Genomic DNA, 26,360 nt, shown 5'->3' on the forward strand with positions numbered 1-26,360 from the left:
ATGGCGTTGAGGCCGGCATCGACGAAGGCGTCGAGCAACTCGAAGCTGGTCTTTTCATCGATCGTCCAGCCGAACACGTTGCCGCCGAACACCAGCGGGGCGATTTCCAGGCCGGAATGGCCGAGAGGACGTTTGTTCATCGTTGGACTCCTTGGAAGAAAGGAAGGAACCGCGTACGGCCGGCGGGTCTCTGAACTAGGTTCGAGCCGAGGATAGCGCAAAGATTCTCTCGCCCGGCCGAAGGACGCCTTCGGCCATCCCGGCACTTTCCACGGCGAGGCGCCGGGCATGTTCTGCCGCCGCGGCTCCGCGCCCAGCCATGAGGAGAAGCAGCATGCACATCGATCTTTCGGGCAAACAGGCGGTGGTCAGTGGGTCCACCGGGGGCATCGGGCTGGCCATCGTCGAGGGCCTGGCTGCCGCCGGCGCCCGCGTGGTGGTCAACGGCCGCCATGCGGACAAGGTGGAACAGGCGATCGCCAGGGTCCGCGAGAAACACCCGCAGGCCGACCTGCTCGGTTTCGTCGGCGACCTCGGCAGCGCGGAGGGCTGCGCGGCCCTGCTGGAGAAGCATCCGCACTGCGACATCCTGGTGAACAACCTGGGCGTCTACGGCCCGCAGGACTTCTTCGAGATTCCCGATGCCGAATGGACGCGCTTCTTCGAGACCAACGTGATGTCCGGCGTGCGCCTGGCCCGCAGCTACGTTCCGGGCATGGCCGAGCGCGGCTGGGGCCGGGTGGTGTTCCTGTCCTCGGAATCGGCGCAGAACATCCCGGCGGACATGATCCACTACGGCTTCAGCAAGACCGCGCTGCTGTCGATTTCCCGCGGGCTGGCCAAGCGCATGGCCGGCAGCGGGGTGACGGTGAACGCGGTGCTGCCGGGGCCGACGCTGTCCGAGGGGGTGGGCGAGATGCTCGCCGAGCAGGTCGAGGAGACCGGCAAGTCGCTGGAGGAAGTCGGCGCCGAGTTCGTCCGCACCCAGCGGCCGTCGTCGATCATCCAGCGCCTGGCGACGGTGGAGGAAGTCGCCAACCTGGTCGTCTACACCTGCTCCACCCAGGCCTCGGCCACCAGCGGCGCGGCCCTGCGCGTGGATGGCGGCGTGATCGACGCGTTGGTCTGAGGCAGGTTGCCGAAGGGCGGGCGACCGCAGTCACCAGCGGCGCTGGCCGTGGCTGACGTAGGGTGCGCCGCGCGCACCGATGGGATGACCCGAACGCCAAGCCCCGCCCCGGTGCGCATGGCGCACCCTACAAAAGCCTTCCCGGTCATTTGCCGTAGGGTGCGCCGCGCGCACCGATGGGACGGCCCCGAACGCCAAACCCCGCCCGGTGCGCATGGCGCACCCTACGAGGCTTCCCGGTCATTTGCCGCAGGGTGCGCCGCGCGCACCGATGGGACGGCCCCGAACGCCAAACCCCGCCCCGGTGCGCATGGCGCACCCTACGAGAGTCCTTCCCTGACACATTGGCCGTAGGGTGCGCCGCGCGCACCAATGGGCTTACCCCGAATGCCAAGCCCTGCACGGTGCGCATGGCGCACCCTACGAGAGCGTTCTCTAACGCATTCGCGCCAGCGCGGACTGCAGGTCAGCCGTGGAAGCGGCCGATTTCGTGGCGCAGTTCGTCGGCCAGGCGGTTCAGTTCCTGCGCGGTTTCCGCCAGGTGGGCGACTACTTCGCGCTGTTCGCTGTTGGCCTGGGCGATGCCCTGCAGGTTGGAGCTCAGCGCCGTGGCGGTGCTGCTCTGCTCCTGGGTGGCGGTGGTGATGGCGGCGAACTGCTCGCCCGCCGCCTCGCTCTGCCCGGCGATCTGCGACAGCGCGGCACCGACCTTGGCGTTGAGTTCCAGGCCGCCCTGCATCAACTGGCGACCGTGTTCCATGGTGCTGATGGCGCTGCTGGTCTCGCTCTGGATGCTGCCGATCATGCCGGAGATCTGCTCGGTGGCCTCGCGGGTCCGCGCGGCGAGGTTGCGCACCTCGTCGGCGACCACGGCGAAACCGCGGCCGGCCTCGCCGGCGCGCGCGGCCTCGATGGCGGCGTTGAGCGCCAGCAGGTTGGTCTGCTCGGCGATGGAGGTGATCACCCCGACGATGCCGCCGATTTCCTGCGAGCGCTGACCGAGGGTATCGATCACCGTCGCCGTGCCGTTCAGCGCGCTGGCGATCTGTTCCAGCGACCGCGAGGCCTCGTCCATGCTGCGCAGGCCGATGCGCGTCTGCTGCGCATTGTCGCTGGCCATGCGCTCCGTCTCGCGCATGTTGTCGGCGATGTTCAGCGAGGTGGCGCTGAACTCTTCCACCGCGCCGGCCATGCTGGCGATTTCGCCGGACTGCTGCTCCATACCCTCGTAGGCGCCGCTGGACAGCCCGGACAGCGCGTGGGCGCGGCTGCTCACCTGCAGCGAGGCGCTGCGGATGTGCTCGACCATGTCGGCGAGCGCGCTGCCCATGTGGTTGAAGCTGCTCGCCAGTTCGCCGATCTCGTCGTGGCTGCTGACCGTCATCCGCGCGCTGAGGTCGCCGCCGCCGAGGGCGCGGGCCTGCTGGACCAGCTCGCCGAGCGGACGCAGCTTGCGCCGCAGCAGACCGATCACCAGCGCCGCGGCGATCAGCATCGCCAGCAGGCTGCCAAGGGCCAGCTGGCTGCCGACGTGCCAGGTCACTTCGCGGATTTCCTTCTTCGGCAGGCTGGCGATGACCTGCCAGGGCCCTTCGCTGAAGGGCGCGGCGACGCCGTAGAAGTCCTCGCGGCCGTCGTTGAAGAACTGCCCGCGGCCCGGCTCGCGGGCCAGTTCGGCGGCGCGCGATGCCAGTGCGGCGGGGTCGTTTGCGCCGGCCGGCGGCACCAGCCATTTGCCCTGTTCGTCGAGCAGCGCCAGCGAGCCGGTCTGGCCGATGCGGAAGCGCGCCAGGTTGGCGAACTGCGCGTTCTGCGCGTCGGTGTAGTCGAAGCCGACGAAGAGCACCGCGATGACCTGGCCGCTGGCGTCGCGCACCGGGGTGTACTGGGTCATGTAGAGCCGCTCGAACAGCGACGCGCGGCCGACGTAGCCCTGCCCGGCGAGCAGGCGCTGGTAGGCCGGGTGCGCGTGGTCGAGCACGGTGCCGATGGCGCGGCTGCCGTCCTGCTTGCTCAGCGAGGTGGTGACACGGACGAACTCCGCCCCGTCGCGGACGAACACCGTGGCGGCGCCGGCGGTGAGCTGGCGAAACTCGTCGACCAGGGCGAAGTCGTTGTTCAGCACCTGACCGTTCAGATAGAGCGTCGGTGGGGTCAGCGAGCCGACCGCGACCCGCTCGTCCGCGTGCAGGCTCAGGCCGCTGGCGAAGCGCTTCTCGAACAGGCTGGCGAGGCGCTGGGTGCTCTCGCGCAGGCTGCCGTGGAAGGTCGCCAGTTGATCGGCGAGCAGGCGCGCCTCGCTGGCCAGGTGCTGCTCACGGGTGGCGAAGTTGGCGCTATCCAGCGAACGCAGCGCGAACAGCGTGCTGGCACCGATCATCACCACGAGAATGAGGGCCAATGCCACGGCGAGCTGCCAGGCTATGCGGGACTTGGGTTGCGACATGTGATCTCTCGCTGCGAATGACGGGCGCCGGAGGGTGCCAGGCACCCTGTTATTCGGCGGGCGGCGAGATTACTTGAGTCCACTACTGCGGTATAGCGACGCACAGGAGCCCGGCAAGAAGAGCTCGCAACGCCGGTCCGCCGGGCCACGGCGGCAACGGAGGAGCCCACCCTGCGATCCTCGGCAGAACGCGCCGATCAGCCGATCACCCGAATCGGCGCGTCCGCGGCCCAGGCCTGGATGTCTTCGATCATCTGGCCGTAGAACACCCGGTAGTTGGCCTCGCTGACGTAGCCGACGTGCGGCGTGGCGAGGACGTTGTCGAGGTGGCGGAACGGGTGATCGGCGGGCAGCGGCTCCTCGTCGAAGACGTCCAGCGCGGCGCCGGCCAGACGTTTTTCCTGCAGCGCGGCGATCAACGCCGCTTCGTCGACGATCGGCCCGCGGGCGGTGTTCACCAGGTACGCCGTGGGCTTCATCCAGCCCAGCGCCTGCGCGTCGACCAGGCCCCTGCTGCGCGGGCCGAGCACCAGGTGCACGGTGAGCACGTCGGCCTGCTCGAGCAGGGTGCGCTTGTCGACGTACTCGACGCCCAGCGCCGCCGCGCGCTCGGCGGTGAGGTTCTCGCTCCAGGCGATGACGCGCATGCCGAACGCCTGGCCGTAGCCGGCGATGCGCTGGCCGATGGCGCCCAGGCCGAGGATGCCGAGGGTCTTGCCGTACAGGTCGCGGCCCAGCCCGACCTGCCAGCCGCCATTGCGCAACGAGGCGGCCTCGGCCAGCAGGTTGCGTCCCAGCGCCATGATCAACGCCCAGGTCAGTTCCGGCGCCGCCTGCTTGTAGCTGTCGGTGCCGCAGACCTGGATGCCGCGGCGCGTGGCGCTGGCGAGGTCGAGGGCGGCATTGCGCATCGCCCCGGTGACCAGCAGCCTGAGGCGCGGCAGGCCGGCCAGCAGGGCGTCGTCGAAACGGGTGCGTTCGCGCATCACGCAGATCACCTCGAACGGGGCGAGCCGCTCGATCAGCGTGGCGGTATCCGCCGGGTAGTCGTGCAGGAAGCTCACCTCGCCGATGCCCTCGAGCACCGACCAGTCCACCACGTCGCGGGCCACGTCCTGCCAGTCGTCGATCACCGCGATGCGCACCTTTGCCGAACTCATTGCTCACCTCTCGCTCAGGGAAAAATTACCGCCCGCTGGCGGCCGTCAGGCTGATCCGGGTGATCTCCGAGGGCGCGCCGAAACGCAGCGGCGGCCCCCAGTATCCCGTGCCCCGGCTGATATAGACCTGCAGCGTGCCGAGCCGGTGCAAGCCGGCGACCCAGGGTTGCTGCAGCCGAACGAAGTGCATCCACGGCCAGAACTGGCCGCCGTGGGTATGCCCGGAGAGCTGCAGGTCGAAGCCGGCATCCAGCGCCGCCGGCGCCGAGCGCGGCTGGTGCGCCAGCAGCAGGCGGACGACACCCTCGGGCGCGCCCTCCAGCGCGGCGAGCGGATCGCTGCGGTGGCTCGGTTCGTACATGCCCGCCGAATAGTCGGCGATACCGGCGAGCAGCAGTTCGGCATCGTTCTGGCGGATCAGCACATGCTCGTTGAGCAGCACCGTCAGGCCCAGGCGGCGCAGTTCGGCGATCCAGGCCGGCGCGCCGGCGTAGTACTCGTGATTGCCGGTGACGACGAAGGTACCGTGCCGCGCGCGCAGCTCGGCCAGCGGCGCGATGTGTTCGCGCAGCTGCGCCACGCTGCCGTCGACCAGGTCGCCGGTGATGGCGATCAGGTCCGGCTTCAAGCCGTTGGCGCGCTTGACCATCGCCTCGATGTAGCCACGGCGGATGGTCGGGCCGACGTGGATGTCGCTGAGCTGGACGATGGAGAAACCCTCCAGCCCGGCGGGCAGGTTGGGCACCGCGATACTGACGTCGCGCACCGCCGCCGTGCGCCGCGCGTTGAACAGGCCGATCAGCGTGACCAGCGCCACGCCGAGCAGCACCGCCTCGGCGGAGTGCTCGGCGAAGCCGGCCGGGTCGTGGCCGATCAGCACCAGCACCGCCACCACCAGCGCGCGCAGCAGCGAGAACACCGCCAGGCTGGAGAAGATTCCCATCAGCATCAGCCCGCTCCAGCCGAGCCAGCGCCAGCGCAGCCCGGAGGCGCGAAAGCCCAGCGGCAGCAACGCACAGGATGCCGCCAGCAGGCTCCAGGCCAGGAGGCGGCCCGGCAGTTCCAGCGGCAGGTAGGGGATCAGCGAGGCGCCAACCAGCAGGTGCAGCACGAACAGGATGGAGAACATGGTCAGACGCGAACGCAGCATGGGCGCGAATACCTCGACGCAGACGGAGTGGGGCATAGAGTCGCACGTCCCGAGCCGCGGCGGCAGCGCAAATCGCCGCCGCGCGCGCCCGGTTAGGCGGCGAGCGCCGAAGGATGCCACCATGTGCGCCTCCATCGCCGGCCCGGGCCCGCCATGAAAGTCCATTCCGAAGAACTGCAGCACTTCGTCGCCGTTGTCGAAAGCGGCTCCCTCAGCGCCGCCGCCCAGCTTCTGGGCCTTACACCCTCGGCCCTCAGCCGCTCGCTGTCGCGCCTCGAGCAGAAGCTCTCCACCACCCTGCTCAACCGCACCACGCGGCGCATGGAGCTGACCGAGGAAGGTCGCTTCTACCTGGAAAACGCCAAGGCCATCCTGCAGCAGATGGAAGCGCTGGAAGAACGCCTCGCGCTGCGCCGGCAGACACCTTCGGGTCGCCTGCGCATCGACGCGGCCTCGCCGTTCATGCTGCACGCGGTGGTCCCGCACCTCGGCGAGTTCCGCCGCCTGTACCCGGACATCCAGTTGGAACTGAGCAGCAACGACCTCAATATCGACCTGATCGAGCAGCGCACCGACGTGGCCATCCGCATCGGCGCGCTGAGCGACTCGACCCTGCACGCCCGCCCGCTGGGTGCCGCGCCACTGAACCTGGTGGCGAGCCCCGACTACCTCGCCCGCCATCCGGCCCCCACCCGCGTCGACGCGCTGCGCGAGCATTCGCTGATCGGCTTCACCCAGCCGGAAAGCCTCAACCTCTGGCCGCTGCTGCACGACGGCGGCAACCAGTGGCCGATCACCCCGGACATCGCCGCCTCCAGCGGCGAAACCGTGCGCCACCTGGCGCTCGCCGGCCAGGGCATCGCCTGCATCGCCAGCTTCATGAGCGACGCCGACATCGCCGCCGGCCGCCTGATCCGCCTGCTCCCCGAGCACATGAGCGACTACCGCCAGCCGATCCACGCGGTGTACTACCGCAACTCGCAACTGGCGCTACGCATCCAGTGTTTCCTGGATTTCATTCAGGAGCGCCTGCAACCGGCGCGACCCTGACGATGGAGGTTCGTCGGCCGCGCTGACGCGCCGCCGCCCTTCTGAAGCGCGTCGCCCTCGGCTACGCGGCGAACGCGTCCCTCAGGTAATCGACGAACGCCTTCACCACCAGCGACGACTGGCGGTGCTGCGGGTAGACCGCGTAGACCTTGCTCTGCGGCGGACCGAAGCGTTGCAGCAGCGGCACCAGCCGGCCGTCGGCGAGGGCTTCGCCGATGATGAAGGTGGGCAGGCAGGCGATGCCCAGGCCGGCGATGGCGGCGTCGCGGATCAGCTCGCCGTTGTTCACCCGCAAACGGCCGCTCAACGGAAAGCCCTGCGCCTTGCCGTTGATCTGGTAACTCCATTCGACGTTCTTGCCGTGCCCGTAGAGCAGGCACTCGTGGTCGCGCAGGTCGGCGGGGGTCTGCGGCGCGCCGCGCTCGGCGAGGTAGCCCGGGCTGCAGCAGGTGACGATTTCCAAGGGCGCGATCTGCCGGGCGATCAGCGAGGAGTCCGCCAGCACGCCGATGCGCACCGCCATGTCGTAGCCCTCGCCGAGCAGGTCGACGGCGCGGTCGTTCAGGTCCATCTCGATGCTGACCTGCGGGTATCGGCGCAGGAACTCGGGGATCAGCGTGCTCAGGTGCAAGGTGCCGAAGGACATCGGCGCGCTCAGGCGCAACGAACCGCGCGGCGCGGCGCTCTGCTGGGCGATGGCCTGCTCGACGTCGTCGACGTCGCTGAGAATGCGCTTGGCCCGCTCGTAATAGGCGTGGCCGAGAGTGGTGACGTCCAGCTTGCGCGTGGAGCGGTTCAGCAGACGCACGCCCAGGCGTTCTTCCAGCGCCGCCACCCGCCGGCTGACGAACTGCTTGGACAGGCCGAGGGCGTCGGCTGCCGCGGTGAAGCTGCGGTTGTCGAGCACGCCGACGAAAATGCGCATGTCTTCGAGCTGGCTCATTGTCCCCTCCAGGTGGACGATTTTGCGCAGTTCAGGTGATTTTTGCGCGGGCGGCAGCACAGTAACCTATCTTCAAGGTGCTGAACACGGCGCCACTCACTCAGGAGCATTCACCATGAACACCTCTTCCCGAGCCGTTTCCTCCCTCGTCGGACGCGTTCTGCTCAGCGGCCTGTTCCTCTTCAGCGGCTTCGGCAAACTCGCCGCACCCGCCGCGACCAAGAGCTACATCGTCGCCGCCGGCCTGCCGCTGCCCGACCTCGCCTACCTTGGCGCGCTGCTGGTGGAAATCGGCTTCGCCCTGGCCCTGCTGGTCGGCCTGCGCGCCCGCCTGGTGGCCCTGGCGATGGCCGTGTTCAGCGTGGCGACCGCGCTGGTCTTCCACAGCCAACTTGCCGACCAGAACCAGCTGATCCACTTCCTGAAGAACTTCGCCATCGCCGGCGGGTTGTTGCAGGTCGCCGCCTTCGGTGCCGGCGCCTTCAGCCTGGATGCCCGGCTGCAGAAGCGCCCTGCCCTGGCCTGATCCGACGCGCACAAAAAAGCCGGCTGATGCCGGCTTTTTCGCGTGCGTGGTTGCGGATCACTCCGCGCCCGCCGGGATGGGGTCGCGTTTGAGTCGTTCCAAACGCTCCTGTTCCTCGGGCGTGCTGTGCGCCGGGATGCCTTCGGCCGGGTCTTTTTCGTCACGCTCTTCGTCGTCGTTCATGGTGCCTCCAAAGGTTTCAGGGATGCAGACAGGTCGATCGAGGCGGCAGGCCGGGATTGGGGGCAATCCTGATCAACCCTTGCTGTGCTCCGGTGAGCTGGGGGCTTCGGTGACGCCGCGCGGTCCGGCCACGCCCCAGGCGATCAGGCCCAGCACCGGGAAGACGGCGATCGCCAGCGTCCAGAGAAACTTCGCGCCGGTACTGGAGGGGCTCTTGAACACGCTGACGATGGCCCACAGGTCGAGCGCGATGATCACCACCGCGGCGAGGATGAAGACGAGCATGTTGGCTTCGATCATGGTTAAGGTCCTCGAATAGGTCTCCTGATTGGGGCCGCGCCCCGTCGCCATCGGTTCCGGCGCGGCGCCGAGCGGTCATTTCAGGATCTGCCTGGCGCTCTGCTTGATCATCGACCAGCGATCCGGATCGCTGCGTAGCGCGCCGAGGAAGTGCCTGGCCTGCTCGAACTCGATGTGCGGCGGCAACGGCGGCACATTGGGATCGGCGACGAACTCGATGAGCACCGGCCGGTCCGCGGCGAAGGCTTCGCGCCAGGCATCGGCGACGGCCTCCGGGGAGTCGACGCGAATGCCCCTGAAACCGAGCATCTCGGCGTAGCGCGCGTAGGGGAAGTCGATCACGTCCTGCGCCGGGGCGAACTTCGGATCGCCGCCAATGGCGCGCTGCTCCCAGGTCACCTGGTTGAGGTCGCCGTTGTTCAGTACCAGCACGATGAAGGTCGGGTTGCTCCAGCGCTTCCAGTACTGCTGCACGGTCACCAGCTCGGCGTTGCCGTTCATCTGCATCGCGCCGTCGCCGACCATGGCGATCACCGGGCGCTGCGGGTGCGCCATCTTCGCCGCGATGGCGTAGGGCACGCCGCTGCCCATGCTGGCCAGCTTGCCGGACAGCGAGCCCATCATGTCGCCGCGCAGACGCACGTCACGGGCGTACCAGTTGGTGTGCGAGCCGCTGTCGCCGCAGAGAATGGCGTCGTCCGGCAGCTGCGCGGACATCTCCCAGAACACCCGCTGCGGGTTCAGCGGCTCGGCCTCCAGCATCGCCTTGTCCTCCAGCTCCGCCCAGGACTCGGCGACGCTGCGCTCGACGCTCTCTCGCCACGCGCCGTGTGCCTTGGGCTGCAGCAGCGGTAGCAGGCGCGCCAGGGTTTCCGCCGAGTCGCCGAGCAGCGCCTGCTCGATCGGGTAGCGCATGCTGATATTGCGCGCGTGCAGGTCGATCTGCACCGCGCGCGCCTGGCCTTCCCTGGGCAGGAATTCGGCGTAGGGGAAGGTCGAGCCGACGATCAGCAGGGTGTCGCACTCCTTCATCAACTGGTAGCTGGCGCGGGTGCCGAGCAGGCCGATGGAGCCGGTGACCCAGGGCAGGTCGTCGGGCAGCGCCGCCTTGCCCAGCAGCGCCTTGGCGACACCGGCGGACAGCGCCTGGGCGACCGCGATGAGTTCGTCGCGCGCACCCAGCGCACCGGCCCCGGCGAGGATCGCGACCTTCTCCCCGGCGTTGAGGATGTCCGCTGCCGCCCGCAGGTCGGCGTCGCGCGCATAGGGCCGCGGCTCGATGAAGCCGACGCCGGAGAGCACGTTGGCATGCTTGTGCGGCGGCGACTCCACCGCCGGCATCTGTTGCACGTCGTTGGGAATGATCACCGTGGCGACGGACTTCTCGGCCATCGCCACGCGCAATGCGCGGTCCAGCACATGGCGCAGCTGCGCCGGGGTGACCACGGTCTCGACGTAGGCGGACACGTCCTTGAACAGCGTGTGCAGGTCGGTTTCCTGCTGGTAGTCGCTGCCCAGCGAGGTGGACGCCTGTTGGCCGACGATGGCGAGCACCGGCATGTGATCGAGCTTGGCGTCGTACAGGCCGTTGAGCAGGTGGATGGCGCCGGGGCCGGAGGTGGCGAGGCAGACACCCACCTGGCCGGTGAACTTGGCGTGGGCGCCGGCCATGAAGGCGGACATTTCCTCGTGGCGCACGCGCACGTAGTCGAAGTCCTCGGCATGCCGGCCCATGGCCCCCATGATGCCGTTGATGCCGTCTCCGGGGTAACCGAAGATCCGCTCGATGCCCCATTCGCTCAGGCGTTCCAGCAGGTGATCGCCGACCGTCTTGCTCATGATGCCTCCTCGACAGGATGGAACCGCCGCGCCGGGTAAGGCGCGGACGAAAAAAAAGCTCCTGTCAGGAGTGACTGGCGGGGCGCGCCATTAGTTGCAGCGGATGCCGCGAGTGGAAGGCGCCGCTCAGCGGCGGTGGCGCCATGCGGCGGCCAGCCCGCTGAGGCAGATCACCAGGATGCCGAGCATCGCCCCGGAATCCGGGGTGTGGCCGAAGAACAGCATGCCGATCAACCCGGCGAAAACGATCTGCAGGTAGCTGAACGGCGCCAGCATCGCCGGCGCGGCGTGGCGAAACGCCTGGGTCATCAGCAGGTGGCCGCCCATCCCGCAGGCGCCGAGCGCGATCATCAGCAGCGCGTGGCCGAGCTGCGGGGTCTGCCAGAAGAACGGCAGCGCCGCGCTCATCAGCAGGCTGTTGAGCAGGCCGGTGAGGAAGTTGCTGGTGGTCGGGCTGTCGGTTTCCGAGAGGCGCCGGGTGATCAACTGATAGAAGCCGAAGCAGAACGCCGAGCCCAGCGGAAACAGCACCGCGGGCGTGAACAGCGCGCCGCCGGGGCGGATGATGATCAGCACGCCGACGAAGCCGCAGATCACCGCCGCCCATTGCCCGCGGCTGACCTGTTCCTTGAGCAGCGGCACCGACAGCGCGGTGACCAGCAACGGCGCGAGGAAGTTGACCGCCGTCGCCTCGGCCAGCGGCAGGTAATGCAGCCCGGCGGTGAACAGCAGCGAGCAGCCGATCAGGCATAGCGCGCGCGCCGCCTGTAGCCCTGGCCGTTTGGTGCGGATCACCAGCAACCCGCTGCGCGGCACGAACACCGCCAGCATCAGCAGCGTGTGCACCACGTAGCGTGCCCAGACCACCATAACGATCGGGTAGAAACCGGCCAGGTATTTGGAAACGGCGTCGTGACTGGAAAACAGCATCACCGCGAAGCAGATCAGCAGGATGCCGCGAACCGGCTGGTTCATGCCGGGGAAGCGGGTGGTGGAACTCATCGGAAAGACCAGACGGTTGATGCGCAGCGATGGGCGCGAAGTCGCGTAAGGGGTGTGACGAAACTATAGAGCAGCCCGACACGTACGTTCGTCCGTGACGAAGTGAACCGTTGCGGTGCCTTTATAACGCCGCCTGCACGCTGCGGCGCCCCAAGGCTGCCGCCTCGGCCGGGCGGCCGCCCCAAATTAAAGCAGAACTTGTCCTCCTGGTCAGAAAACTATCCACGCGGCGGTTCGGTCGCCTGCCGGCAGTGCCACACCGGAATGCTGGCTATCCGCCGGTTATCCTTGGAAAATAGGCACTTAAAAAAAGAAAAGACTGTTCCGTAAGGATTCTTTCGCGGACGGGCGGGCATCAGGACAGCTCTTGGCTTCGTTCTTGCTAAATCGCCTCAAGCCTGACTGAACGGACAGGTTATTAGATCGATAATTTTTGCACCGGGAGCCAACACCGATGAAACGTACCCTTACCTCTCTGATCGTTGCAGGCGGACTTCTCGCCGCAGGCCAAGCCATGGCCGACGGCCCGCTGCTCTGGCAGGGAAACAGCCTCACCTATCTGAACGGCCACGACTACAAGGTCAACCCGGGCATTCAGCAGACGGTGACTTTCGAACACGCCAGCGGTTGGACCTGGGGCGACATGTTCATGTTCGTCGACTGGATCAACTACAACGGTGAGGCGGACAGCGGTCAGGGCAACAGCACCTACTACGGCGAATTCTCACCGCGTCTCTCCTACAGCAAGCTGAGCGGCAATACCTTCTCCTTCGGCCCGGTCACCGACGTACTGCTGGCCGCCACCTACGAGCGCGGCGAGGACCGTAACCGCAACTACCTGCTCGGCCCGGGCTTCGACCTGGCCATCCCCGGTTTCGACTACTTCCAGCTGAACTTCTACTACCGCAAACCCGACGGCATCACCGGGGTTCCGTCTGGCCAGTGGCAGATCACCCCGGCCTGGTCCTACACCCTGCCGGTCGGCGATTCGGACGTCCTGATCGACGGCTTCATCGACTGGGTAGTGAACTCCAAGGGCTCCGAATCCAAAGGCGATTACGTGTCCAAGAACCTGCACATCAACCCGCAGATCAAGTACGACCTGGGCAAGGCCCTCAACATGGGCGAGAAGAAAGTCTATGTCGGTATCGAATACGACTACTGGAGCAACAAGTACGGTATTCGCGATGGTGGTCCTGTCAGCGAGTTCGTCGGCAAGACCGACCAGAACACCTTCAGCGTGATCGCCAAGGTGAACTTCTAAGCACCAAACGCCTCCACCCGCCCTGCGGGTGGCCGTATCCGAACTGCCCGCGCGATGCGAATCGCGCGGGCAGTTTTCGTTTCAGGGGTTGCTGCGCAGGGCCTCGCGGAACGCCTCCGCCACCATCGGCCGGCCCAGATAGAAGCCTTGCGCCTCCTCGCACTCCACCTGCAGCAGAAGGTTAAGCTGATCGGCCGTCTCCACGCCTTCTGCCGTCACCGTCAGGGTCAGCGCCTTGCCCAGGCCGACGATCGCCTGAATGATCGCCAGGCTGTCCTCCGAGTCGGAGAGGTCGCTCATGAAGCTACGGTCGATCTTCAGCCCGTCGAAGGGGAACGCGCGCAGGTAGCTGAGCGACGAATAGCCGGTACCGAAGTCGTCCATCGACAGCCGCACGCCCAATGCCTTGAGCTGCAGCATGGTCTGCAGCGCGCCCTCGGCATCGTCGAGCATCACGCTTTCGGTCAGCTCGAGCTCCAGTTGCCCGGGCGGGAAGCCGGTTTCCTCGAGGACTGCGCGGACCCGCTCGACCACCTCGCCGCGCTTGAACTCGATGGGCGACAGGTTGACCGACACGAAGGCCGTGCTCGGCCAGGAGCGTGCCTCCAGGCACGCGGTGCGCAACACCCAGTCGCTGAGCGGAACGATCAGCCCGGTTTCCTCGGCGAGCGGGATGAACACGTCGGGCGCCAGCCGCCCGCGCTGCGGATGCTGCCAGCGCACCAGCGCCTCGGCACCGGCGATGCGCTGCCCATCGACCCGGTAGCGCGGCTGAAACTCCAGCCGCAGCTCGCCATCGCGCAGCGCGTGGCGCAGGTCCTGCTCCAGCAAGCGGCGCTCGACGACCCGCTCGTTCATGCCGCTGGCATAGAAGCGCCAGGTGTCGCGCCCGGCCTCCTTGGCCTCGTAGAGGGCGATGTCGGCGTAACGCAGCAGCTCCTCGGCCTGGGTGCCGTCGGCGGGCGCCAGCGCGATGCCGATGCTGGCGCCGATGAATACCTCGTTGTCGTCGATCATGAAGGGTTGCTGGATGCGCGCGAGCAGCCGCCGGCACAGCCGTTCGACCTCGTACTGGGAAGAGATGCCGGTGACGATCAGGGTGAACTCGTCGCCACCCAGGCGGGCGACCAGATCGCCCTCGCGCAGGCACTGGCGCAGGCGGGCCGAGACCTCGTTGAGCACGCGGTCGCCGGCGGCGTGGCCGAGCGCATCGTTGACCGGCTTGAAGCGATCCAAGTCGACGCTGAGCATCACCAGCGGATGATCGCGGGTCGGCGAGGCCTGCAACTTGCCATCGAGGAATTCCTGCATGCGGCGGCGGTTCGGCAGGCCGGTCAGCGCGTCGTGCTGCGACAGGTGCTCGATGCGCGCCCGCGCCTGGATCTCCTCGGTGATGTCGGCCGCGGTGCCGCGATAGCCGGCGCTTCCGGAAATCCGCCGCAGCGAGAGGGAACACGCGCGCTCCAATCCGTCGCCGGCGACGTATTCGCATTGCAACACGCTGCGGCTGCCCGGACGCGGTGTGTGACCGTCGAGCCAGGCGGAAACCGAACCGGCGGCGCTGGTCAGCAACTCGTCGATCGGGCGCCCGAGCCAGGCTTCGCGGGAATGCCCGCTGACCTCTTCGAAACGCTCGGACAGGTAGGTCAGGCGATGCTCGCCGTCGATTTCCCAGATCCAGTCGGAGGCCGCTTCGGCGACCTGGCGGAAGCGCTCCTCGCTGCCGGCCAGCGCCGCGCGCCCGGCTTGCAGGCTGGCGTAGTTCAGTTCCATCGCCCGCGCCGCGACCAACGACCTGCGCAATGCAAACACGGTCAGGCCGACGATCATCAGGCCGGCGCTGACCAGCAGCGGCAGCACCAGCGAAAGAAGGTAATGGCCCGGCTCGATGGCCTCCCAGCGCAGGTGCAGCGCAACGTCCTGCACCGGTAGCGCCAGGTTCGGCTGGGCCTGTGCATCGGCGGCGTCCCGGGCCAGGCGCAGCCCGTGGATGCCGTAGTCGTCGCCCAGCACCTGCAGTTCGCCGTCGCTGAGGGTGTCGACGAACAGCAACACCGATGCCGGTCCCGGCACTTCGGCGACCTCCGGGTCGCCACCGGTGGTCAGGGCCGCCGCGGCGACCAGCGTCGGGCGCCGTCGAGGCTGAGGTAACGGCTGACGCTTTCGCCGAGCTCGGCGCTTTCGCGCGCGGCCGCCAGCAGGCTGGACAGGTCCTGCTGCAACCACTGGCCAGCGTCCACCGCCCGTTGCAGCTTGCCGTCGATCACCGCGTAAGAGGTTCCGCCATGGGCGTCGACGACGAACAGCGCTTCGTAGCCCTGATCGTCGAACAGAGTGGGGCCGAGGTTCTGCCGGGCGTAGGCCCAGTCCGGATCGAGTTTCGCGTGGAGGTTGCGATAGGCCTCGCCCCAGAAGGCGTAGTCCATCACCGATGCCTGTAGGCGCTTGCTGCGATTATCCAGCGCCTTCTTCACATAGAAGAGGCTCTGCTCGTTCGCCGCCCGGTTCTGGCTGCGCGCGATGGTGATCAGGGCGATACTGGCCGCGACGAACAGAGCCAGCAGCAGGGCGGAAATCCAGAGCAGTGATCGTCGCACGCGAAGCGAATTTGCAGCGGAAAAAGCGGACTCGCCTGGCGAGGAAGAAGCGGTCGACATCGGAAAACCCACGGCGCTCTATAAATTGGCGCCAGTATCCTGTCATACGATGACCCGAAGGAGAACATTCAATCTCCGAAACCTCCTCCCGGTCGTCTCCCGCCGGTATCAGGCCGCGCAGCGCCGGGCCGCTTCCTGCGCGGCGAAAGTGCCTTCCAGCGTGCGCAATTCCAGCTCGCGCGCACTGCAATTGTCGATGATCGCCGAGAACACCTGTGCCTGCGGCGAGCCGAGGTAGCTCATCAGCGCATCGCGCGACGACCACACGGCGTGCACCAGCCAGAGGTCCGCGTCCCCGGCGTCGCGCTGCACCGCGCAGTGCAGGCAACCCGGCGCCGCGTGCGCAGGCTGCAGCAGCGTCGAGAGCTGTGCGCCTAGCTCATCCGAGCGTCCGCGCCGGGAACGAATGAGGGCCAATTGAGTAACGGTCTGGTCGAACATGCTGCGGTCCTCCCGATGGGGGTGATGGGGCTTTGTTGTCGATAGGCCGGGCGGGGTGCCGGGCGCGACGCCTGGGCGGCATCGCTGGAACGAGGGGAGAGGAAGGCCGGCAGCGGCTCGATAGCCTATGACCTGAACCGGGAGACAGCCTTGGTAGGAAGCCTAGGTCCCGGCAAGCGCCGGCGGGTAGTCGATTCCTGCTGGTTTATTGCCTGAAACTGTCAGGGCGCCCGCCTGGCGCTCACAAACCGGCGAGGACATGGGAGATGTACTTGGTCGACCATTATTGCCTGATCCTGCTCATTGGTTGTCCGTTTCTGCTGTCCGCGCGGCGTCGGGCAGACGCGCGCGAAGGCGCGGGATAAGCTTGCGAAAAGCCCTTCGGGAGGTCCGAACATGTCGCTGCCCCACTCCTCCAATTCGCCCTCGCCGCTGGAGATCGAAACCCGCCGCACCGAGCTGGCCGACCTGGTGATGCGCCATGTACCCGGCGAAGGCGTGCACACCACCACGATTTCCAAGCTCCACCTGATCCGCGGCGACCAGCCGACCGAGCATTCCACGCCGGCGCTCTATGAACCTTGTCTTTGCCTGATCGCCCAGGGCCGCAAACAGGCCTGCCTGGGGGAGGAGATCTATTTCTACGACCCGCTGCATTACCTGATCGCGTCCGTTTCCCTGCCGATTTCCGGGCGGGTGATCGAGGCGTCGCCTCAGGAGCCCTACCTCTGCGTACGGCTTTCGCTGGACCTGGCGCAGATCACCGAGCTGATCGCCGAAACCGGCATTCCTCAGCCGCCCGCTCGCAGAGCAGCCGCGGGTTGTTCGTCGAGCGTGTCGACTCGTCGCTGCTGGATGCGATGTCGCGACTGCTGCGCCTGCTGGAAACACCGGCGGACGCGCCGACGCTGGCGCCGCTGATCATCCGCGAGATCTACTACCGCCTGCTGCGCAGCCCGCAGGGGGCGCGCCTGCAGGAAATCGCCATCGTCGACAGCCAGGCCCACCGCATCGCCCGCGCCATCGAGTGGCTCAACCAGCACTATCACAAGCCGCTGCGTATCGACGACCTGGCACAGGTGGTCAACCTCAGCTCGTCGACGCTGCACCACCGCTTCAAGTCGGTCACCGCGATGAGCCCGCTGCAGTACCAGAAGCAGCTGCGCCTGCAGGAAGCCCGGCGCCTGATGATCACCGAAGGGCTGGACGCCTCGGCCGCCGGCTACCGCGTGGGCTACGAGAGCGCCTCGCAGTTCAGCCGCGAATACAGCCGCCAGTTCGGCGCCCCGCCGCTGCGCGACCTGGCGCGCCTGCGCACCTCGGCCTGACGAAATCGCAGGCGAAAAAAAAGCCGCCACGGAAGGCTTCCGTGGCGGCTTTTTCGTTACCGCAGCGAGACGGGCTCAGACCAGCGTGAGGGTCACGTCGATGTTGCCGCGGGTCGCGTTCGAGTAAGGGCAGACGATGTGCGCCTTCTGCACCAGTTCCTCGGCCTCCGCGCGTTCCAGCCCCGGCAGGGTGATCTTCAACTCGACCTCGATGCCGAAGCCGGTGGGAATCGCACCGATGCCGACCACCCCTTCGATCCAGGTGTCTGGCGACAGCACGTGCTTGTCGCGGGCGGCGACGAACTTCAGCGCCCCCAGGAAGCAGGCCGAGTAGCCGGCCGCGAACAGTTGCTCAGGGTTGGTGCCCTGGCCGCCGGCGCCACCCAGTTCCTTGGGCGTGGCCAGGCTGACGTCGAGCACGCCATCGGAAGAGACGGCGCGGCCATCACGGCCACCGGTGGCATCGGCATAGGCACGGTAGAGAACGTTTTCGATCGACATGGCGTATTTCCTTTTCAAGAGTGGGGTCAGGTGCAGGCGCCCGTCGGCGTCGCGGTAGATCGGACGGGCGCGAGCAACCGGGGTACTCCTGCTCTGTGGCGCAAATCAGATCCGTGGATTTAAGTTAGCTCGCATTTATTTTGCGCGCAAGTTATTTGTCAAAAAAAATTGCCCAGCCAGAAAAAACCCGCCAGCGGCGGGTCAGAGGGCGTTTCGAAAATTGCTTCGCAAGGTGACCAGTTGGTCCTTCAGCGCGATCAGTTCCTCCACGCGCTGGCCGCTGGCCTCGACGATGCAGAGCGGGAACGCCTCGGCCTGCTTGCGCAGCGCCCAACCGGCTTCCGTGACATGCAGCTCGACCACGCGCTCGTCGCTGCTGCTGCGGGTACGCGTGATCAGTCCGATGCCTTCCAGGCGCTTGAGCAACGGCGTTACCGAGCCGGGGTCGGTCAGCAGTCGACCGCTGAGATCGCCGACGGTGATGCCATCGCCCTCCCACAGCACCAGCATCGCCAGGTACTGCGGGTAGGTCAGCCCTGCCGCCTGCAGCAGCGGCTTGTAGATCTTGGTCATCAACAGCGAGGTGGAATAGAGCGCGAAGCACAGCTGGTTATCCAGCTTCAGTTCCTCGCAGGCATCGGTCCTGGACATGGCGGAGTCCTCCGTTCGATGGCGATAACGTTAACGCGCAAAATGATTCTGCGCCAGTTATTGCGATCAAAGTACACCTATTCGGGAGCCTCTAGTGCAGGCATTCAAACGAAGCGGCGTATCGAAAATACACTTGAAAGTTGCGTCGAAGTTACAACGCGGCGCGAACAATTGTGCATTCTGTTTCATCGTCGAAACATCTAACACGCAACGTGCGCGCCAACAGGTAATCGCAAAAAGCCACCCCTGATTAATTCATGGAAAACCATTCGTCAGTGATCCATGGATATGCGACTGAATGCCGAACTAGTTGGCGAAAGTGGTCTCAGAAAAAGTGCAAGCCGATGGTAATGATTCTTGAATCAGCGTTCTAGCGACGGAGGAAAACCCTTTATGGCTACCCCGCACAGCAACCCCGGAAACTTCGCCAACAACCGTGAGAAGGCCGCCGAAGCGGGCCGCAAGGGAGGCCGCAACAGCGGCGGCAACTTCGCCAACGACCGGGAACGCGCCTCCCGGGCCGGTCGCAAGGGCGGTTCGCACTAGGCGGACGGAATCACCGGAAACCCATCAATCGATGAAGGAGTGCAGCATGGCTCATTCGAATCCTGGCAACTTCGCCAATGACCGCGAAAAAGCGGCAGCCGCCGGACGCAAGGGCGGACAGAACAGTGGCGGCAACTTCGCCAACAACCGTGACCGGGCGTCGGAAGCCGGTCGCAAGGGCGGCTCCAAGTAACTTCGGAGCGTCGCAGCGCTTATCGTCCAACTATTGAATCTAGGCGATAAGCGCATTGCACTAAATCGCATCCACAGATGCAGAAACGGGAAAGTTGCCTGAGCGACTTTCCCGTTTTCATATAGCAAGAATTTTCCGTTAGCCGACGGCACTCAACGGCGGCGCATCCAGATACTGCACCAGCCCCACCCTCGCCCGCCCCTGCAGCGCCTGGCGAACCTGTTCGGCGTCCCGCATATCGAAGCCGCCGGACAGCTCGATCACCTGCACGTGCCGGGTGAGCAGCTCCTGGGCAACCATGACCGCCTCCTCGACGGTGCGCACCGCGCACACGGCGATTTCGAATTGCTCCGATTTCAGGCGCCCCTGATGGGCGAGGAAGTCCATGTCGGGCGTCTTGACGATGAATCCATAGCGTTGTTGCAGCATGCTGTTCCTCCAGGTATTCGCTCAGCTGGCCCGCTCGTGCAGCCGGCCGCGCTGGTGGTCGATGAAGATCGAGGCCAGCGCGCAGGAGGCCAGGCGCGCCTCCAGCGGGTCGGCGCGCGAGGTGATCATGATCGGCACCCGCGCACCGAGCACCAGCCCGGCCGCCGTGGCGCCCATGAAGTACACCATCTGCTTGAAGAGGAAATTGCCGGCCTCGAGGTTCGGCACCAGCAGGATGTCCGCGTTGCCCGCCACTTCGCCGGTGATGCCCTTGATCTGCGCGGCTTCCACCGACACGGCGTTGTCGAACGCCAGCGGTCCCTCGATGTGCGCGCCGCCGAGGGCGCCGATCGCTGCGAGCTTGACCAGTTCGGCGGCGTCGACGCTGGACGGCATGGCGGCGGTGACCTCCTCGGTGCCGGAGAGGATCGCCATGCGCGGCTTGGCGTAGCCCAGCGCGTGCATCAGCTCTATGGCATTGCGCGCGATGTGCAGCTTGTCGATCAGCGTCGGCTGCACGTTGATCACCGCATCGGTGATGCACAGCGCGCGGTCGTTGCCCGGCAGCGTCATGTGGAAGACGTGGCTCAAGCGACTCTGGGTGCGCAGCCCGGCCTCGCGCTTGAGCACCGCGCGCAGCAATACGTCGGTGTGCAGGTGGCCTTTCATCAGCGCATCGGCTTCGCCGCGACTGGCGAGCATCGCGCAGGCCTGCGCGCTTTGCGCGTCGTCGTCGGCCTGCAGCAGACGGATGCCGTGCAGGTCCCAGCCGATACGCTCGGCCAGCGCGCGAAGGGCCGTCTCGTCGCCGACCAGGATCGGCTCGATCAGACCTTCGTCACACGCCTGGCGCGCACTGGCCAGGCTCAATTCGTTGACCGGATTGACCACCGCGGTGACGACCCTGGGCAGGCGCTTGGCGCGCTCGAGCAGGAACGGCGGGCATTCACGGGTAAGGGTGCTGAGCATAGTTGTCCCTCGAGGGCCACCGCCGCAACGGTGGCGCTCGTTTGAAGTGGACCTCGTTCAAGGCAGGCGTCAGGCCCAGCGAGCTAGAGCGAGACAAGGCGGAGACAACCGGGGGCGTCCCGGGTTGTCTCCAAGCGCCGACGCTCAGCAGGCCGAAGCCCCACTCGATCAGCAGTAGTCCTTGTACTTGTCGAGGTAGCGCACCGGCTTGGACAGCGCATCGCGACGGAACGGATCGCCCAGCTCGCGGGTACACATGATCTCGATCACCGTGGTCTTGCCGTCCTTCTGCGCGGCGCAGGCGGCCTTCAGCGCCGGGCCGACGTCCTCCAGCCGGTCCACGGTGACGCCTTCGGCGCCCATCGCCCGGGCGATCTCGGCGAAGCTCTGGTTTTCCAGGTCGCCGGCGACGAAGCGGCGGTTGTAGAAGTCCACCTGGTTCTTCTTCTCCGCGCCCCACTGACGGTTGTGGAAGACGATCGAGGTGACCGGGATGTTCTCCCGCACGCAGGTCATGATTTCCATCATCGACATGCCCCAGGCACCGTCGCCGGCGTAGGAAATGGCGGTGCGGTGCGGTGCGGCGACCTTGGCGCCGATGATGGTCGGCAGCGCGTAGCCGCAGTTGCCGAAGCTCATCGCGGCGAAGAACGAACGCGGCTTCTCGAAGCGCAGGTAGCTGTTGGAGACCGAGTTGATGTTGCCGATGTCGGTGGAGACCATGGCATCGGCCGGCATCGCCTTCTCCAGCTCGCGCAGGACCTGACGCGGGTGCAGGTAGCTGCCCTCCTCGCCTTCCTGCTCCTTGATCATGTCCAGCGAGTATTCGTCCTTCTCGTGGACCCATTCGTCGAGTTCCGCTTCCCAGGCGGATTTCTCCGCGGCGATTTCTTCGGCACGCGCGCCCTTGGTCTGCAGGCAGGCCACGTCCAGCGCCTTGAGGCGTTCGTGCAGGCTGACGGCGGCGGCCTTGGCATCACCGCAGATGCCCACGGAAATCTTCTTCACCAGGCCGAGCATGGTCGGGTCGCAGTCGATCTGAATGATCTTGGCGTTCTTCGGCCAGTAATCCATGCCGTGTTGCGGCAGCGTGCCGAACGGGCCGAGACGGGTGCCCAGCGCGACCACCACGTCGGCGCGGGAAATCAGCTTCATCCCGGCCTTGGAGCCCTGGTAGCCGAGCGGGCCGCACCACAACGGGTGGCTGGCCGGGAACGAGTCGTTGTGCAGGTAGCTGTTCACCACCGGCGCACCGAGGAATTCGGCCAGCGCCTTGCACTCCTCCACCGCGTCGCCCATCACCACGCCGCCGCCGGAGATGATCACCGGGTTCTTCGCCTGCGCCAGCATCGCCGCGGCTTCGGCCAGGCTCTGCTCGCCGCCGGCGCTGCGCTCGATGCGGATCGGCTTGGGAATCTCGACGTTGATGTCGCCGTAGAAGAAGTCGCGCGGGATGTTCAGCTGGGTCGGGCCGTTTTCCAGCATCGCGCGGTCGAAGCAGCGCGCGGTCAGTTCGGCCATCCGCGCCGGGTTGGCGACATGGCCCTGGTACTTGGTGATGGTCTCGAAGAACGGCAGTTGCTGGGCTTCCTGGAAGCCGCCGAGGCCCTGGCTCATCGAGCCGGTTTCCGGGGTGATCACCACCACCGGGCTATGCGCCCAGTAGGCGGCGGCGATGGCGGTGACGAAGTTGGTGATACCCGGCCCGTTCTGCGCGATGCACACGCCATGACGGCCGCTGACCCGCGAATAGCCGTCGGCCATGTGCCCGGCGCCCTGCTCGTGGACCACCGGAATGAAGCGGATACCGGCTGGCGCGAAGATGTCCATCGCGTCCATGAAGGCCGAACCCATGATGCCGAAGATGTCGGTGACGCCATTGGCGACCATCGTTTCGACGAGCGCCTCGCTGGGAGTCATGCGTGCCATGTGCTGTTCCTTATCGGTTGGTTGCGTGCAGCGACTTGCGCGCCGCGGGAAGGGAGAGCGGGGACGACGACGCCATCCGCGCGGGTCGCGCGACGGCCTGGCGGAGGTGATGGGTGTTCACGGAAGTGGATTTCGCCGGCATGTGCGCCTCGCCCCTTGTTGTTCTTGTGGCTGACATCCGTCGCGGCCGCCTCGTGGGCGAGGCCGCGCGAACCTGGACCAAGACTAGGAGCTGCGCGCCCCGCCGCCATAGGGCCAGTTCCCCGCCATCCGTTGCGCCAGCCGCTCTGCCGCGGCCTGCGGCGATGGGACCAGTCGGCAGGAAATCGTCGTACCAGGGCGTCATGGGCACAGCCCCTGGATCAGTTCGGCGAGAATCTCGATGCCCGGCCGGATGCGCTCCACCGGAATCGACGAATAGCCGAGCCGGAAGAAATTCTGCGGCGCGTTCTCGCTGTGGAAATGGATGTCGCCGGGCTCGATCAGCACGCCGCGCTCGGCGGCGAGCTGGCGCAGCACGCGGGCATCCAGGTTGTCCGGCCCCTTAACCCAGTAGCAGGAACCGCCGAAGGCGGGCTGCTGCGACGACTCGGGAAGGAACTCGTCGAGCGCCGCGTGCATCGCCTGCGAGCGCTCCTCGTAGGCCTGCATGAGCGTCATCATCAGCGCGTCGTGGTAGCCGCGCTCGAGGAACAGCGCCACCGAGCGCTGATTGTTCGCCGCCGGGTGCCGCACCATCAGCCGGCGCAGCGCGCGGGCCTCGCGAATCAGCGGTTCCGGGCCGACCAGGTAACCGACGCGCAGCCCCGGCGCGAGGGTCTTCGACAGGCTGCCGGTGTAGATCACCCGCTCGTTGCGGTCGAGGCTCTTGAGCGCCGGCGTCGGGTTGCTGCGGTAGTTGGTCTCGCTTTCGTAGTCGTCCTCGATGATCAGGAAATCGTGCCGGTGCGCCCGTTCCAGCAGTTCGTAGCGCCGCTCCAGCGGCATGGTCACGGTGGTCGGGCACTGGTGGCTGGGCGTCACGTACACGCAATCGCAGGCGGCCAGGCGGTCGTCGATGATCAGCCCGTGCTCGTCCACCGGCAGCGGCAGCACGCGCGAGGGGTTGAGCAGCGCGATGTTGCGCACGTCCATGTATCCGGGGTCCTCGATGCCGAGGCAGCGGTCCTTGTCCAGCAGCAGGCGGGCGAGGATGTACAGCGCCTGCTGCGCGCCGACGGTCACCAGAATCTGCTCGGGCCGCGCCCAGACGCCGCGCCGCGGAAGCAGACGGGTGCGGATCTGCTCCATCAGCAGCGGGTCGTCGTTGTCGAGGCGGTCGCTGGCCCAGTCGCGGATCGCCGGCACGCTGACGGCGTCGCGGCAGCACTCGCGCCAGTTGGCAGTGGGAAACAGCGCCGGGTCGAACTGCCCGTAGATGAACGGGTAGGGAAAGTTCTGCCAGTCGCGCGGCTTGATCTTGTTGCGCTGGGCGGACGGATTGAGCACGAAATGCCGCGACCAGTCCGGCGCATCCTGCGTGCGCGGCGCCGGCTCGACGCGCGGCGCGGCGGGCTTGCGCGAGAGGATCGCCGGGTTGACGTAGTAGCCGCTGCGCTCGCGCGCCAGCAGGTAGCCGTCGTCGAGCAGGTGCTCGTAGGTCAGCACCACCGTGTTGCGCGCGATGTTCAGTTGCTTGGCCAGCTTGCGACTGGAAGGCAGCGGTTTTTCCAACGGCATGTTGCCGTTGAGGATCGCCCGGGCGATCTGCTCGCGCAGCTGCTGCTGCAGGCTGGCGGCCTTTTCCGGGGACAAATGGAACAGTTGCAGCATCACGACCTCGCGTTCTAATTGTTGTTGTCGGACCGGCGGATCTACGCGTGCACGTCTCCGCGATGACGCCGCCGCGCTGGCACCAACGAGAGCGAATCGTTGGCCCTGCATGGCGCCGCGAGCGGCCGGGCAAGCTGGTGGCGGACACAACCGACCGGCCAGGCCGCATGATCGAGCTTCATATAAACGGCGAGGCGCACCGCCTGCCCCAGCCCTGCACCCTCGGCGAACTGCTGCAACGGCTCGACCTGCAGCAGCGCCGGGTGGCGGCGGAACTCAATGGCTGGGTGATCCCGCGCAGCCAGCACGGGGCATGCGTACTCGCCGACGGCGATCGCCTGGAACTGGTCCACGCCATCGGCGGCGGCTGACTCCGGTCGCGCCACGCCGCCGCACAAGGAGCTGCCATGAACGTCGCCACATCCCCACCGGACTGCCTGATCGTCCACGGTCACATCTTCACTTCGCGCCTGCTGGTCGGCACCGGGCATTACGCCGACCTGGAGCAGACCCGCGCCGCCATCGAGGCCAGCGGCGCCGAGGTGGTAACCTTCGCGGTACGCCGCAGCAACCTCGGCCAGGACGCCGCGCAGCCGAACCTGCTCGAGGTGATCCCGCCCGAGCGCTATACCCTGTTGCCGAACACCGCCGGCTGCTACACCGCCGAGGATGCGGTGCGCACCTGCCTGCTCGCCCGCGAGCTGCTGGACGGCCACGACCTGGTCAAGCTGGAAGTGCTCGGCGACCCGAGGACGCTCTACCCGGACATCGGCGAAACCCTCAAGGCTGCCGAAAGGCTGGTTCGCGAGGGGTTCCAGGTGATGGTCTACACCAGCGACGACCCGCTCGCCGCGCGCAAGCTCGAAGACCTCGGCTGCGTCGCGATCATGCCGCTGGGCGCGCCCATCGGCTCCGGGCTGGGAATCCGCAACCCGTACAACATCGGCCTGATCGTGGAGAACGCCCGGGTTCCAGTGATCGTCGACGCCGGCGTCGGCACGCCCTCGGATGCCACCTTCGCCATGGAACTGGGCTGCGCCGGCGTGCTGATGAACACCGCCATCGCCAAGGCCCGCGATCCGCTGCTGATGGCCGCAGCAATGCGCAAGGCGGTGCAGGCCGGGCGCGAGGGTTACCTGGCCGGGCGCATGCCCCGGCGTTCGCTGGGCGACGCCTCGTCGCCACTGGGCGGTCTGTTCTACTGAGATAGTCGCCTCCTCGCTCCACCGGGCTTCACGCCCGGCGGGGCTCGTCGTTTTCCACGCTGATCCACCACACGAAGCAAAGCCAGCGTCTCCTCGCGAAGACGCTGGCCGGGCCGTTTCGAGTGGTTACGGCATGGCGCGCGCCGGGTTCGCGCTACCCGCCGAGGCCTGCTTTTCCTTGCCCTGCTTCTTCGCGTAGCGGCCGATCCACCAGGCCGAGTAGGCACTGATCACACCGACGCCAAGCACGTACCAGCAGGTGGTCCAAGGTTGCCCGCCACTGCTGCGCATCAGTGCGGTGGCGATCATCGGGGTCAGGCCGCTGGCGAAGATGCCGGAGAACTGATAGACGAAGGAGATCCCGGTGTAGCGCACCTTGGCGTCGAACAGTTCGCAGAACATCGCCGCTTCAGGCCCATAGACCGAGGCGTAGAAGATGCCGAACGGGATCACGATGGCCAGCCAGATGGTGAACATGTCGCCGCCGCTGGTGGTCATCATCCAGAACGCCGGGAAGGCCGAGATGCCGGTGATCAGCGAGCCCCACAGGTACACCCGGGTTCGTCCGATGCGGTCGGACAGCGCGCCGAACAGCGGGATGGTGAAGCACATCACCACCGCCGCCACCATCACCCCGATCAGCGCCTGGGCGCGCGGCAGGTTGAGCGTCTGCGTCAGGTAGCTGAGGGAGAACACGCCGAACACGT

24 protein-coding genes and 5 pseudogenes are annotated in these 26,360 nt (G+C 66.8%); 9 read left to right on the forward strand and 20 right to left on the reverse strand.

Annotated elements, in window-relative coordinates; genetic code table 11:
* Positions 1 to 140: pseudogene (locus B3E91_RS09290) on the reverse strand (aldo/keto reductase); the annotation flags it as partial.
* A 194-nt stretch (positions 141 to 334) separates the two neighbouring features.
* Here B3E91_RS09290 and B3E91_RS09295 point away from each other — a divergent pair.
* Positions 335 to 1,129 carry an SDR family NAD(P)-dependent oxidoreductase gene (locus tag B3E91_RS09295; RefSeq protein ID WP_287029178.1) on the forward strand — a complete coding sequence of 265 codons (795 nt, stop codon included), beginning with the start codon at positions 335 to 337 and terminating at the stop codon, positions 1,127 to 1,129.
* A 466-nt stretch (positions 1,130 to 1,595) separates the two neighbouring features.
* Here B3E91_RS09295 and B3E91_RS22240 read toward each other — a convergent pair whose 3' ends face one another.
* The 4 genes and pseudogenes from B3E91_RS22240 to B3E91_RS09310 all read right to left on the reverse strand — a co-directional run bounded on the left by B3E91_RS22240 (position 1,596) and on the right by B3E91_RS09310 (position 5,885).
* Positions 1,596 to 2,459, reverse strand: a complete 864-nt coding sequence (locus tag B3E91_RS22240; RefSeq protein ID WP_414708227.1) for a methyl-accepting chemotaxis protein — start codon at positions 2,457 to 2,459, stop codon at positions 1,596 to 1,598.
* A pseudogene (locus tag B3E91_RS22245) lies at positions 2,457 to 3,575 on the reverse strand (Cache 3/Cache 2 fusion domain-containing protein); the annotation flags it as partial. The pseudogene B3E91_RS22245 and the gene B3E91_RS22240, both read right to left, overlap by 3 nt.
* 197 nt (positions 3,576 to 3,772) lie before the next feature.
* Positions 3,773 to 4,735: a D-2-hydroxyacid dehydrogenase family protein gene (locus tag B3E91_RS09305; RefSeq protein ID WP_287029180.1), complete on the reverse strand. Its 963-nt coding sequence runs from the start codon at positions 4,733 to 4,735 to the stop codon at positions 3,773 to 3,775.
* A gap of 25 nt (positions 4,736 to 4,760) precedes the next feature.
* On the reverse strand, positions 4,761 to 5,885 hold the full coding sequence (locus B3E91_RS09310; RefSeq protein ID WP_287029182.1) for a metallophosphoesterase: 1,125 nt from the start codon (positions 5,883 to 5,885) through the stop codon (positions 4,761 to 4,763).
* 153 nt (positions 5,886 to 6,038) lie between these two features.
* Between B3E91_RS09310 and B3E91_RS09315 the strand changes: the two genes are divergently transcribed.
* Positions 6,039 to 6,935 carry a LysR family transcriptional regulator gene (locus B3E91_RS09315; RefSeq protein ID WP_287029183.1) on the forward strand — a complete coding sequence of 299 codons (897 nt, stop codon included), beginning with the start codon at positions 6,039 to 6,041 and terminating at the stop codon, positions 6,933 to 6,935.
* A gap of 61 nt (positions 6,936 to 6,996) precedes the next feature.
* On the opposite strand, the gene B3E91_RS09320 is transcribed toward B3E91_RS09315, so the two are convergent.
* Positions 6,997 to 7,878, reverse strand: a complete 882-nt coding sequence (locus B3E91_RS09320; protein ID WP_287029184.1) for a LysR family transcriptional regulator — start codon at positions 7,876 to 7,878, stop codon at positions 6,997 to 6,999.
* A gap of 115 nt (positions 7,879 to 7,993) precedes the next feature.
* On the opposite strand from B3E91_RS09320, the gene B3E91_RS09325 reads away from it, so the two are divergent.
* On the forward strand, positions 7,994 to 8,404 hold the full coding sequence (locus tag B3E91_RS09325) for a DoxX family protein (RefSeq protein WP_287029185.1): 411 nt from the start codon (positions 7,994 to 7,996) through the stop codon (positions 8,402 to 8,404).
* A gap of 57 nt (positions 8,405 to 8,461) precedes the next feature.
* Here the strand turns inward: B3E91_RS09325 and B3E91_RS09330 are convergent, their stop codons facing one another.
* The 4 genes from B3E91_RS09330 to B3E91_RS09345 form a co-directional block, all read right to left on the reverse strand.
* Positions 8,462 to 8,587: a hypothetical protein gene (locus tag B3E91_RS09330; protein ID WP_287029186.1), complete on the reverse strand. Its 126-nt coding sequence runs from the start codon at positions 8,585 to 8,587 to the stop codon at positions 8,462 to 8,464.
* A gap of 72 nt (positions 8,588 to 8,659) precedes the next feature.
* Positions 8,660 to 8,887, reverse strand: a complete 228-nt coding sequence (locus tag B3E91_RS09335; RefSeq protein ID WP_090223758.1) for a PLD nuclease N-terminal domain-containing protein — start codon at positions 8,885 to 8,887, stop codon at positions 8,660 to 8,662.
* Positions 8,888 to 8,962: 75 nt separating this feature from the next.
* Positions 8,963 to 10,726, reverse strand: a complete 1,764-nt coding sequence (locus B3E91_RS09340; RefSeq protein ID WP_287029187.1) for a thiamine pyrophosphate-requiring protein — start codon at positions 10,724 to 10,726, stop codon at positions 8,963 to 8,965.
* A gap of 126 nt (positions 10,727 to 10,852) precedes the next feature.
* A complete protein-coding gene (locus B3E91_RS09345; RefSeq protein WP_287029188.1) occupies positions 10,853 to 11,728 on the reverse strand; it encodes a DMT family transporter in 876 nt (291 codons plus the stop codon).
* A 454-nt stretch (positions 11,729 to 12,182) separates the two neighbouring features.
* On the opposite strand from B3E91_RS09345, the gene B3E91_RS09350 reads away from it, so the two are divergent.
* A complete protein-coding gene (locus B3E91_RS09350) occupies positions 12,183 to 12,992 on the forward strand; it encodes an outer membrane protein OmpK (protein ID WP_090223761.1) in 810 nt (269 codons plus the stop codon).
* Between the two features lie 81 nt (positions 12,993 to 13,073).
* On the opposite strand, the gene B3E91_RS09355 is transcribed toward B3E91_RS09350, so the two are convergent.
* From B3E91_RS09355 to B3E91_RS09365, 3 genes are all read right to left on the reverse strand, one after another.
* A complete protein-coding gene (locus B3E91_RS09355; protein WP_287029190.1) occupies positions 13,074 to 15,065 on the reverse strand; it encodes a putative bifunctional diguanylate cyclase/phosphodiesterase in 1,992 nt (663 codons plus the stop codon).
* 29 nt (positions 15,066 to 15,094) lie between these two features.
* On the reverse strand, positions 15,095 to 15,589 hold the full coding sequence (locus tag B3E91_RS09360) for a CHASE4 domain-containing protein (protein ID WP_287029191.1): 495 nt from the start codon (positions 15,587 to 15,589) through the stop codon (positions 15,095 to 15,097).
* Positions 15,590 to 15,757: 168 nt separating this feature from the next.
* Positions 15,758 to 16,090, reverse strand: a complete 333-nt coding sequence (locus tag B3E91_RS09365; protein ID WP_287029193.1) for a putative quinol monooxygenase — start codon at positions 16,088 to 16,090, stop codon at positions 15,758 to 15,760.
* Positions 16,091 to 16,486: 396 nt separating this feature from the next.
* Here B3E91_RS09365 and B3E91_RS09370 point away from each other — a divergent pair.
* Positions 16,487 to 17,418 (forward strand): annotated as a pseudogene (locus tag B3E91_RS09370) (AraC family transcriptional regulator N-terminal domain-containing protein).
* Between the two features lie 75 nt (positions 17,419 to 17,493).
* Here the strand turns inward: B3E91_RS09370 and B3E91_RS09375 are convergent.
* Both B3E91_RS09375 and B3E91_RS09380 read right to left on the reverse strand, forming a co-directional pair.
* Positions 17,494 to 17,919 carry an organic hydroperoxide resistance protein gene (locus tag B3E91_RS09375; RefSeq protein ID WP_090223768.1) on the reverse strand — a complete coding sequence of 142 codons (426 nt, stop codon included), beginning with the start codon at positions 17,917 to 17,919 and terminating at the stop codon, positions 17,494 to 17,496.
* A 201-nt stretch (positions 17,920 to 18,120) separates the two neighbouring features.
* Positions 18,121 to 18,570 (reverse strand): MarR family winged helix-turn-helix transcriptional regulator, encoded by a 450-nt coding sequence (locus tag B3E91_RS09380; protein WP_287029195.1) that lies wholly within the window; start codon positions 18,568 to 18,570, stop codon positions 18,121 to 18,123.
* Positions 18,571 to 18,984: 414 nt separating this feature from the next.
* On the opposite strand from B3E91_RS09380, the pseudogene B3E91_RS09385 reads away from it, so the two are divergent.
* A pseudogene (locus B3E91_RS09385) lies at positions 18,985 to 19,116 on the forward strand (general stress protein); the annotation flags it as partial.
* Between the two features lie 61 nt (positions 19,117 to 19,177).
* Positions 19,178 to 19,309, forward strand: a pseudogene (locus tag B3E91_RS09390) (general stress protein); the annotation flags it as partial.
* Positions 19,310 to 19,447: 138 nt separating this feature from the next.
* Here the strand turns inward: B3E91_RS09390 and B3E91_RS09395 are convergent.
* The 4 genes from B3E91_RS09395 to B3E91_RS09410 all read right to left on the reverse strand — a co-directional run bounded on the left by B3E91_RS09395 (position 19,448) and on the right by B3E91_RS09410 (position 24,448).
* Positions 19,448 to 19,738 (reverse strand): DUF6506 family protein, encoded by a 291-nt coding sequence (locus B3E91_RS09395; RefSeq protein ID WP_090223775.1) that lies wholly within the window; start codon positions 19,736 to 19,738, stop codon positions 19,448 to 19,450.
* A gap of 21 nt (positions 19,739 to 19,759) precedes the next feature.
* A complete protein-coding gene (locus B3E91_RS09400) occupies positions 19,760 to 20,707 on the reverse strand; it encodes a bifunctional enoyl-CoA hydratase/phosphate acetyltransferase (protein ID WP_090223777.1) in 948 nt (315 codons plus the stop codon).
* A gap of 168 nt (positions 20,708 to 20,875) precedes the next feature.
* Positions 20,876 to 22,636 (reverse strand): sulfoacetaldehyde acetyltransferase, encoded by a 1,761-nt coding sequence (gene xsc / locus B3E91_RS09405; RefSeq protein ID WP_090223778.1) that lies wholly within the window; start codon positions 22,634 to 22,636, stop codon positions 20,876 to 20,878.
* A gap of 342 nt (positions 22,637 to 22,978) precedes the next feature.
* A complete protein-coding gene (locus tag B3E91_RS09410) occupies positions 22,979 to 24,448 on the reverse strand; it encodes a PLP-dependent aminotransferase family protein (RefSeq protein WP_090223779.1) in 1,470 nt (489 codons plus the stop codon).
* Between the two features lie 167 nt (positions 24,449 to 24,615).
* Here B3E91_RS09410 and thiS point away from each other — a divergent pair, with 167 nt between their 5' ends.
* Together thiS and B3E91_RS09420 are read left to right on the forward strand one after the other, a co-directional pair.
* The gene (gene thiS / locus B3E91_RS09415) at positions 24,616 to 24,819 is read left to right on the forward strand and encodes a sulfur carrier protein ThiS (RefSeq protein WP_090223780.1); all 204 of its coding nucleotides are present in this window, start codon (positions 24,616 to 24,618) and stop codon (positions 24,817 to 24,819) included.
* A 36-nt stretch (positions 24,820 to 24,855) separates the two neighbouring features.
* Positions 24,856 to 25,653 (forward strand): thiazole synthase, encoded by a 798-nt coding sequence (locus B3E91_RS09420; RefSeq protein WP_090223782.1) that lies wholly within the window; start codon positions 24,856 to 24,858, stop codon positions 25,651 to 25,653.
* A gap of 126 nt (positions 25,654 to 25,779) precedes the next feature.
* Here B3E91_RS09420 and B3E91_RS09425 read toward each other — a convergent pair.
* Positions 25,780 to 26,360: MFS transporter (locus B3E91_RS09425; RefSeq protein ID WP_287029196.1), on the reverse strand; the 581-nt coding region annotated here is incomplete at its 5' end.

This window comes from Pseudomonas sp. UBA6310 (assembly GCF_002438225.1).
Taxonomy (GTDB): Bacteria; Pseudomonadota; Gammaproteobacteria; order Pseudomonadales; family Pseudomonadaceae; genus Pseudomonas_O; species Pseudomonas_O kuykendallii.

What these genes read in the sequence shown, in the direction of transcription:
- B3E91_RS09340 (WP_287029187.1), bottom strand. Translation starts at nt 10,726, where the DNA reads ATGAGCAAGACGGTCGGCGATCACCTGCTGGAACGCCTGAGCGAATGG.
- B3E91_RS09410 (WP_090223779.1), bottom strand. Translation starts at nt 24,448, where the DNA reads ATGCTGCAACTGTTCCATTTGTCCCCGGAAAAGGCCGCCAGCCTGCAG.
- B3E91_RS09375 (WP_090223768.1), bottom strand. Translation starts at nt 17,919, where the DNA reads ATGTCGATCGAAAACGTTCTCTACCGTGCCTATGCCGATGCCACCGGT.
- B3E91_RS09420 (WP_090223782.1), top strand. Translation starts at nt 24,856, where the DNA reads ATGAACGTCGCCACATCCCCACCGGACTGCCTGATCGTCCACGGTCAC.
- B3E91_RS09295 (WP_287029178.1), top strand. Translation starts at nt 335, where the DNA reads ATGCACATCGATCTTTCGGGCAAACAGGCGGTGGTCAGTGGGTCCACC.
- B3E91_RS22240 (WP_414708227.1), bottom strand. Translation starts at nt 2,459, where the DNA reads ATGGGCAGCGCGCTCGCCGACATGGTCGAGCACATCCGCAGCGCCTCG.
- B3E91_RS09400 (WP_090223777.1), bottom strand. Translation starts at nt 20,707, where the DNA reads ATGCTCAGCACCCTTACCCGTGAATGCCCGCCGTTCCTGCTCGAGCGC.
- B3E91_RS09365 (WP_287029193.1), bottom strand. Translation starts at nt 16,090, where the DNA reads ATGTTCGACCAGACCGTTACTCAATTGGCCCTCATTCGTTCCCGGCGC.
- B3E91_RS09380 (WP_287029195.1), bottom strand. Translation starts at nt 18,570, where the DNA reads ATGTCCAGGACCGATGCCTGCGAGGAACTGAAGCTGGATAACCAGCTG.
- B3E91_RS09315 (WP_287029183.1), top strand. Translation starts at nt 6,039, where the DNA reads ATGAAAGTCCATTCCGAAGAACTGCAGCACTTCGTCGCCGTTGTCGAA.
- B3E91_RS09345 (WP_287029188.1), bottom strand. Translation starts at nt 11,728, where the DNA reads ATGAGTTCCACCACCCGCTTCCCCGGCATGAACCAGCCGGTTCGCGGC.
- B3E91_RS09395 (WP_090223775.1), bottom strand. Translation starts at nt 19,738, where the DNA reads ATGCTGCAACAACGCTATGGATTCATCGTCAAGACGCCCGACATGGAC.
- B3E91_RS09350 (WP_090223761.1), top strand. Translation starts at nt 12,183, where the DNA reads ATGAAACGTACCCTTACCTCTCTGATCGTTGCAGGCGGACTTCTCGCC.
- xsc (WP_090223778.1), bottom strand. Translation starts at nt 22,636, where the DNA reads ATGGCACGCATGACTCCCAGCGAGGCGCTCGTCGAAACGATGGTCGCC.
- B3E91_RS09325 (WP_287029185.1), top strand. Translation starts at nt 7,994, where the DNA reads ATGAACACCTCTTCCCGAGCCGTTTCCTCCCTCGTCGGACGCGTTCTG.
- B3E91_RS09305 (WP_287029180.1), bottom strand. Translation starts at nt 4,735, where the DNA reads ATGAGTTCGGCAAAGGTGCGCATCGCGGTGATCGACGACTGGCAGGAC.
- B3E91_RS09335 (WP_090223758.1), bottom strand. Translation starts at nt 8,887, where the DNA reads ATGATCGAAGCCAACATGCTCGTCTTCATCCTCGCCGCGGTGGTGATC.
- thiS (WP_090223780.1), top strand. Translation starts at nt 24,616, where the DNA reads ATGATCGAGCTTCATATAAACGGCGAGGCGCACCGCCTGCCCCAGCCC.
- B3E91_RS09310 (WP_287029182.1), bottom strand. Translation starts at nt 5,885, where the DNA reads ATGCTGCGTTCGCGTCTGACCATGTTCTCCATCCTGTTCGTGCTGCAC.
- B3E91_RS09330 (WP_287029186.1), bottom strand. Translation starts at nt 8,587, where the DNA reads ATGAACGACGACGAAGAGCGTGACGAAAAAGACCCGGCCGAAGGCATC.
- B3E91_RS09320 (WP_287029184.1), bottom strand. Translation starts at nt 7,878, where the DNA reads ATGAGCCAGCTCGAAGACATGCGCATTTTCGTCGGCGTGCTCGACAAC.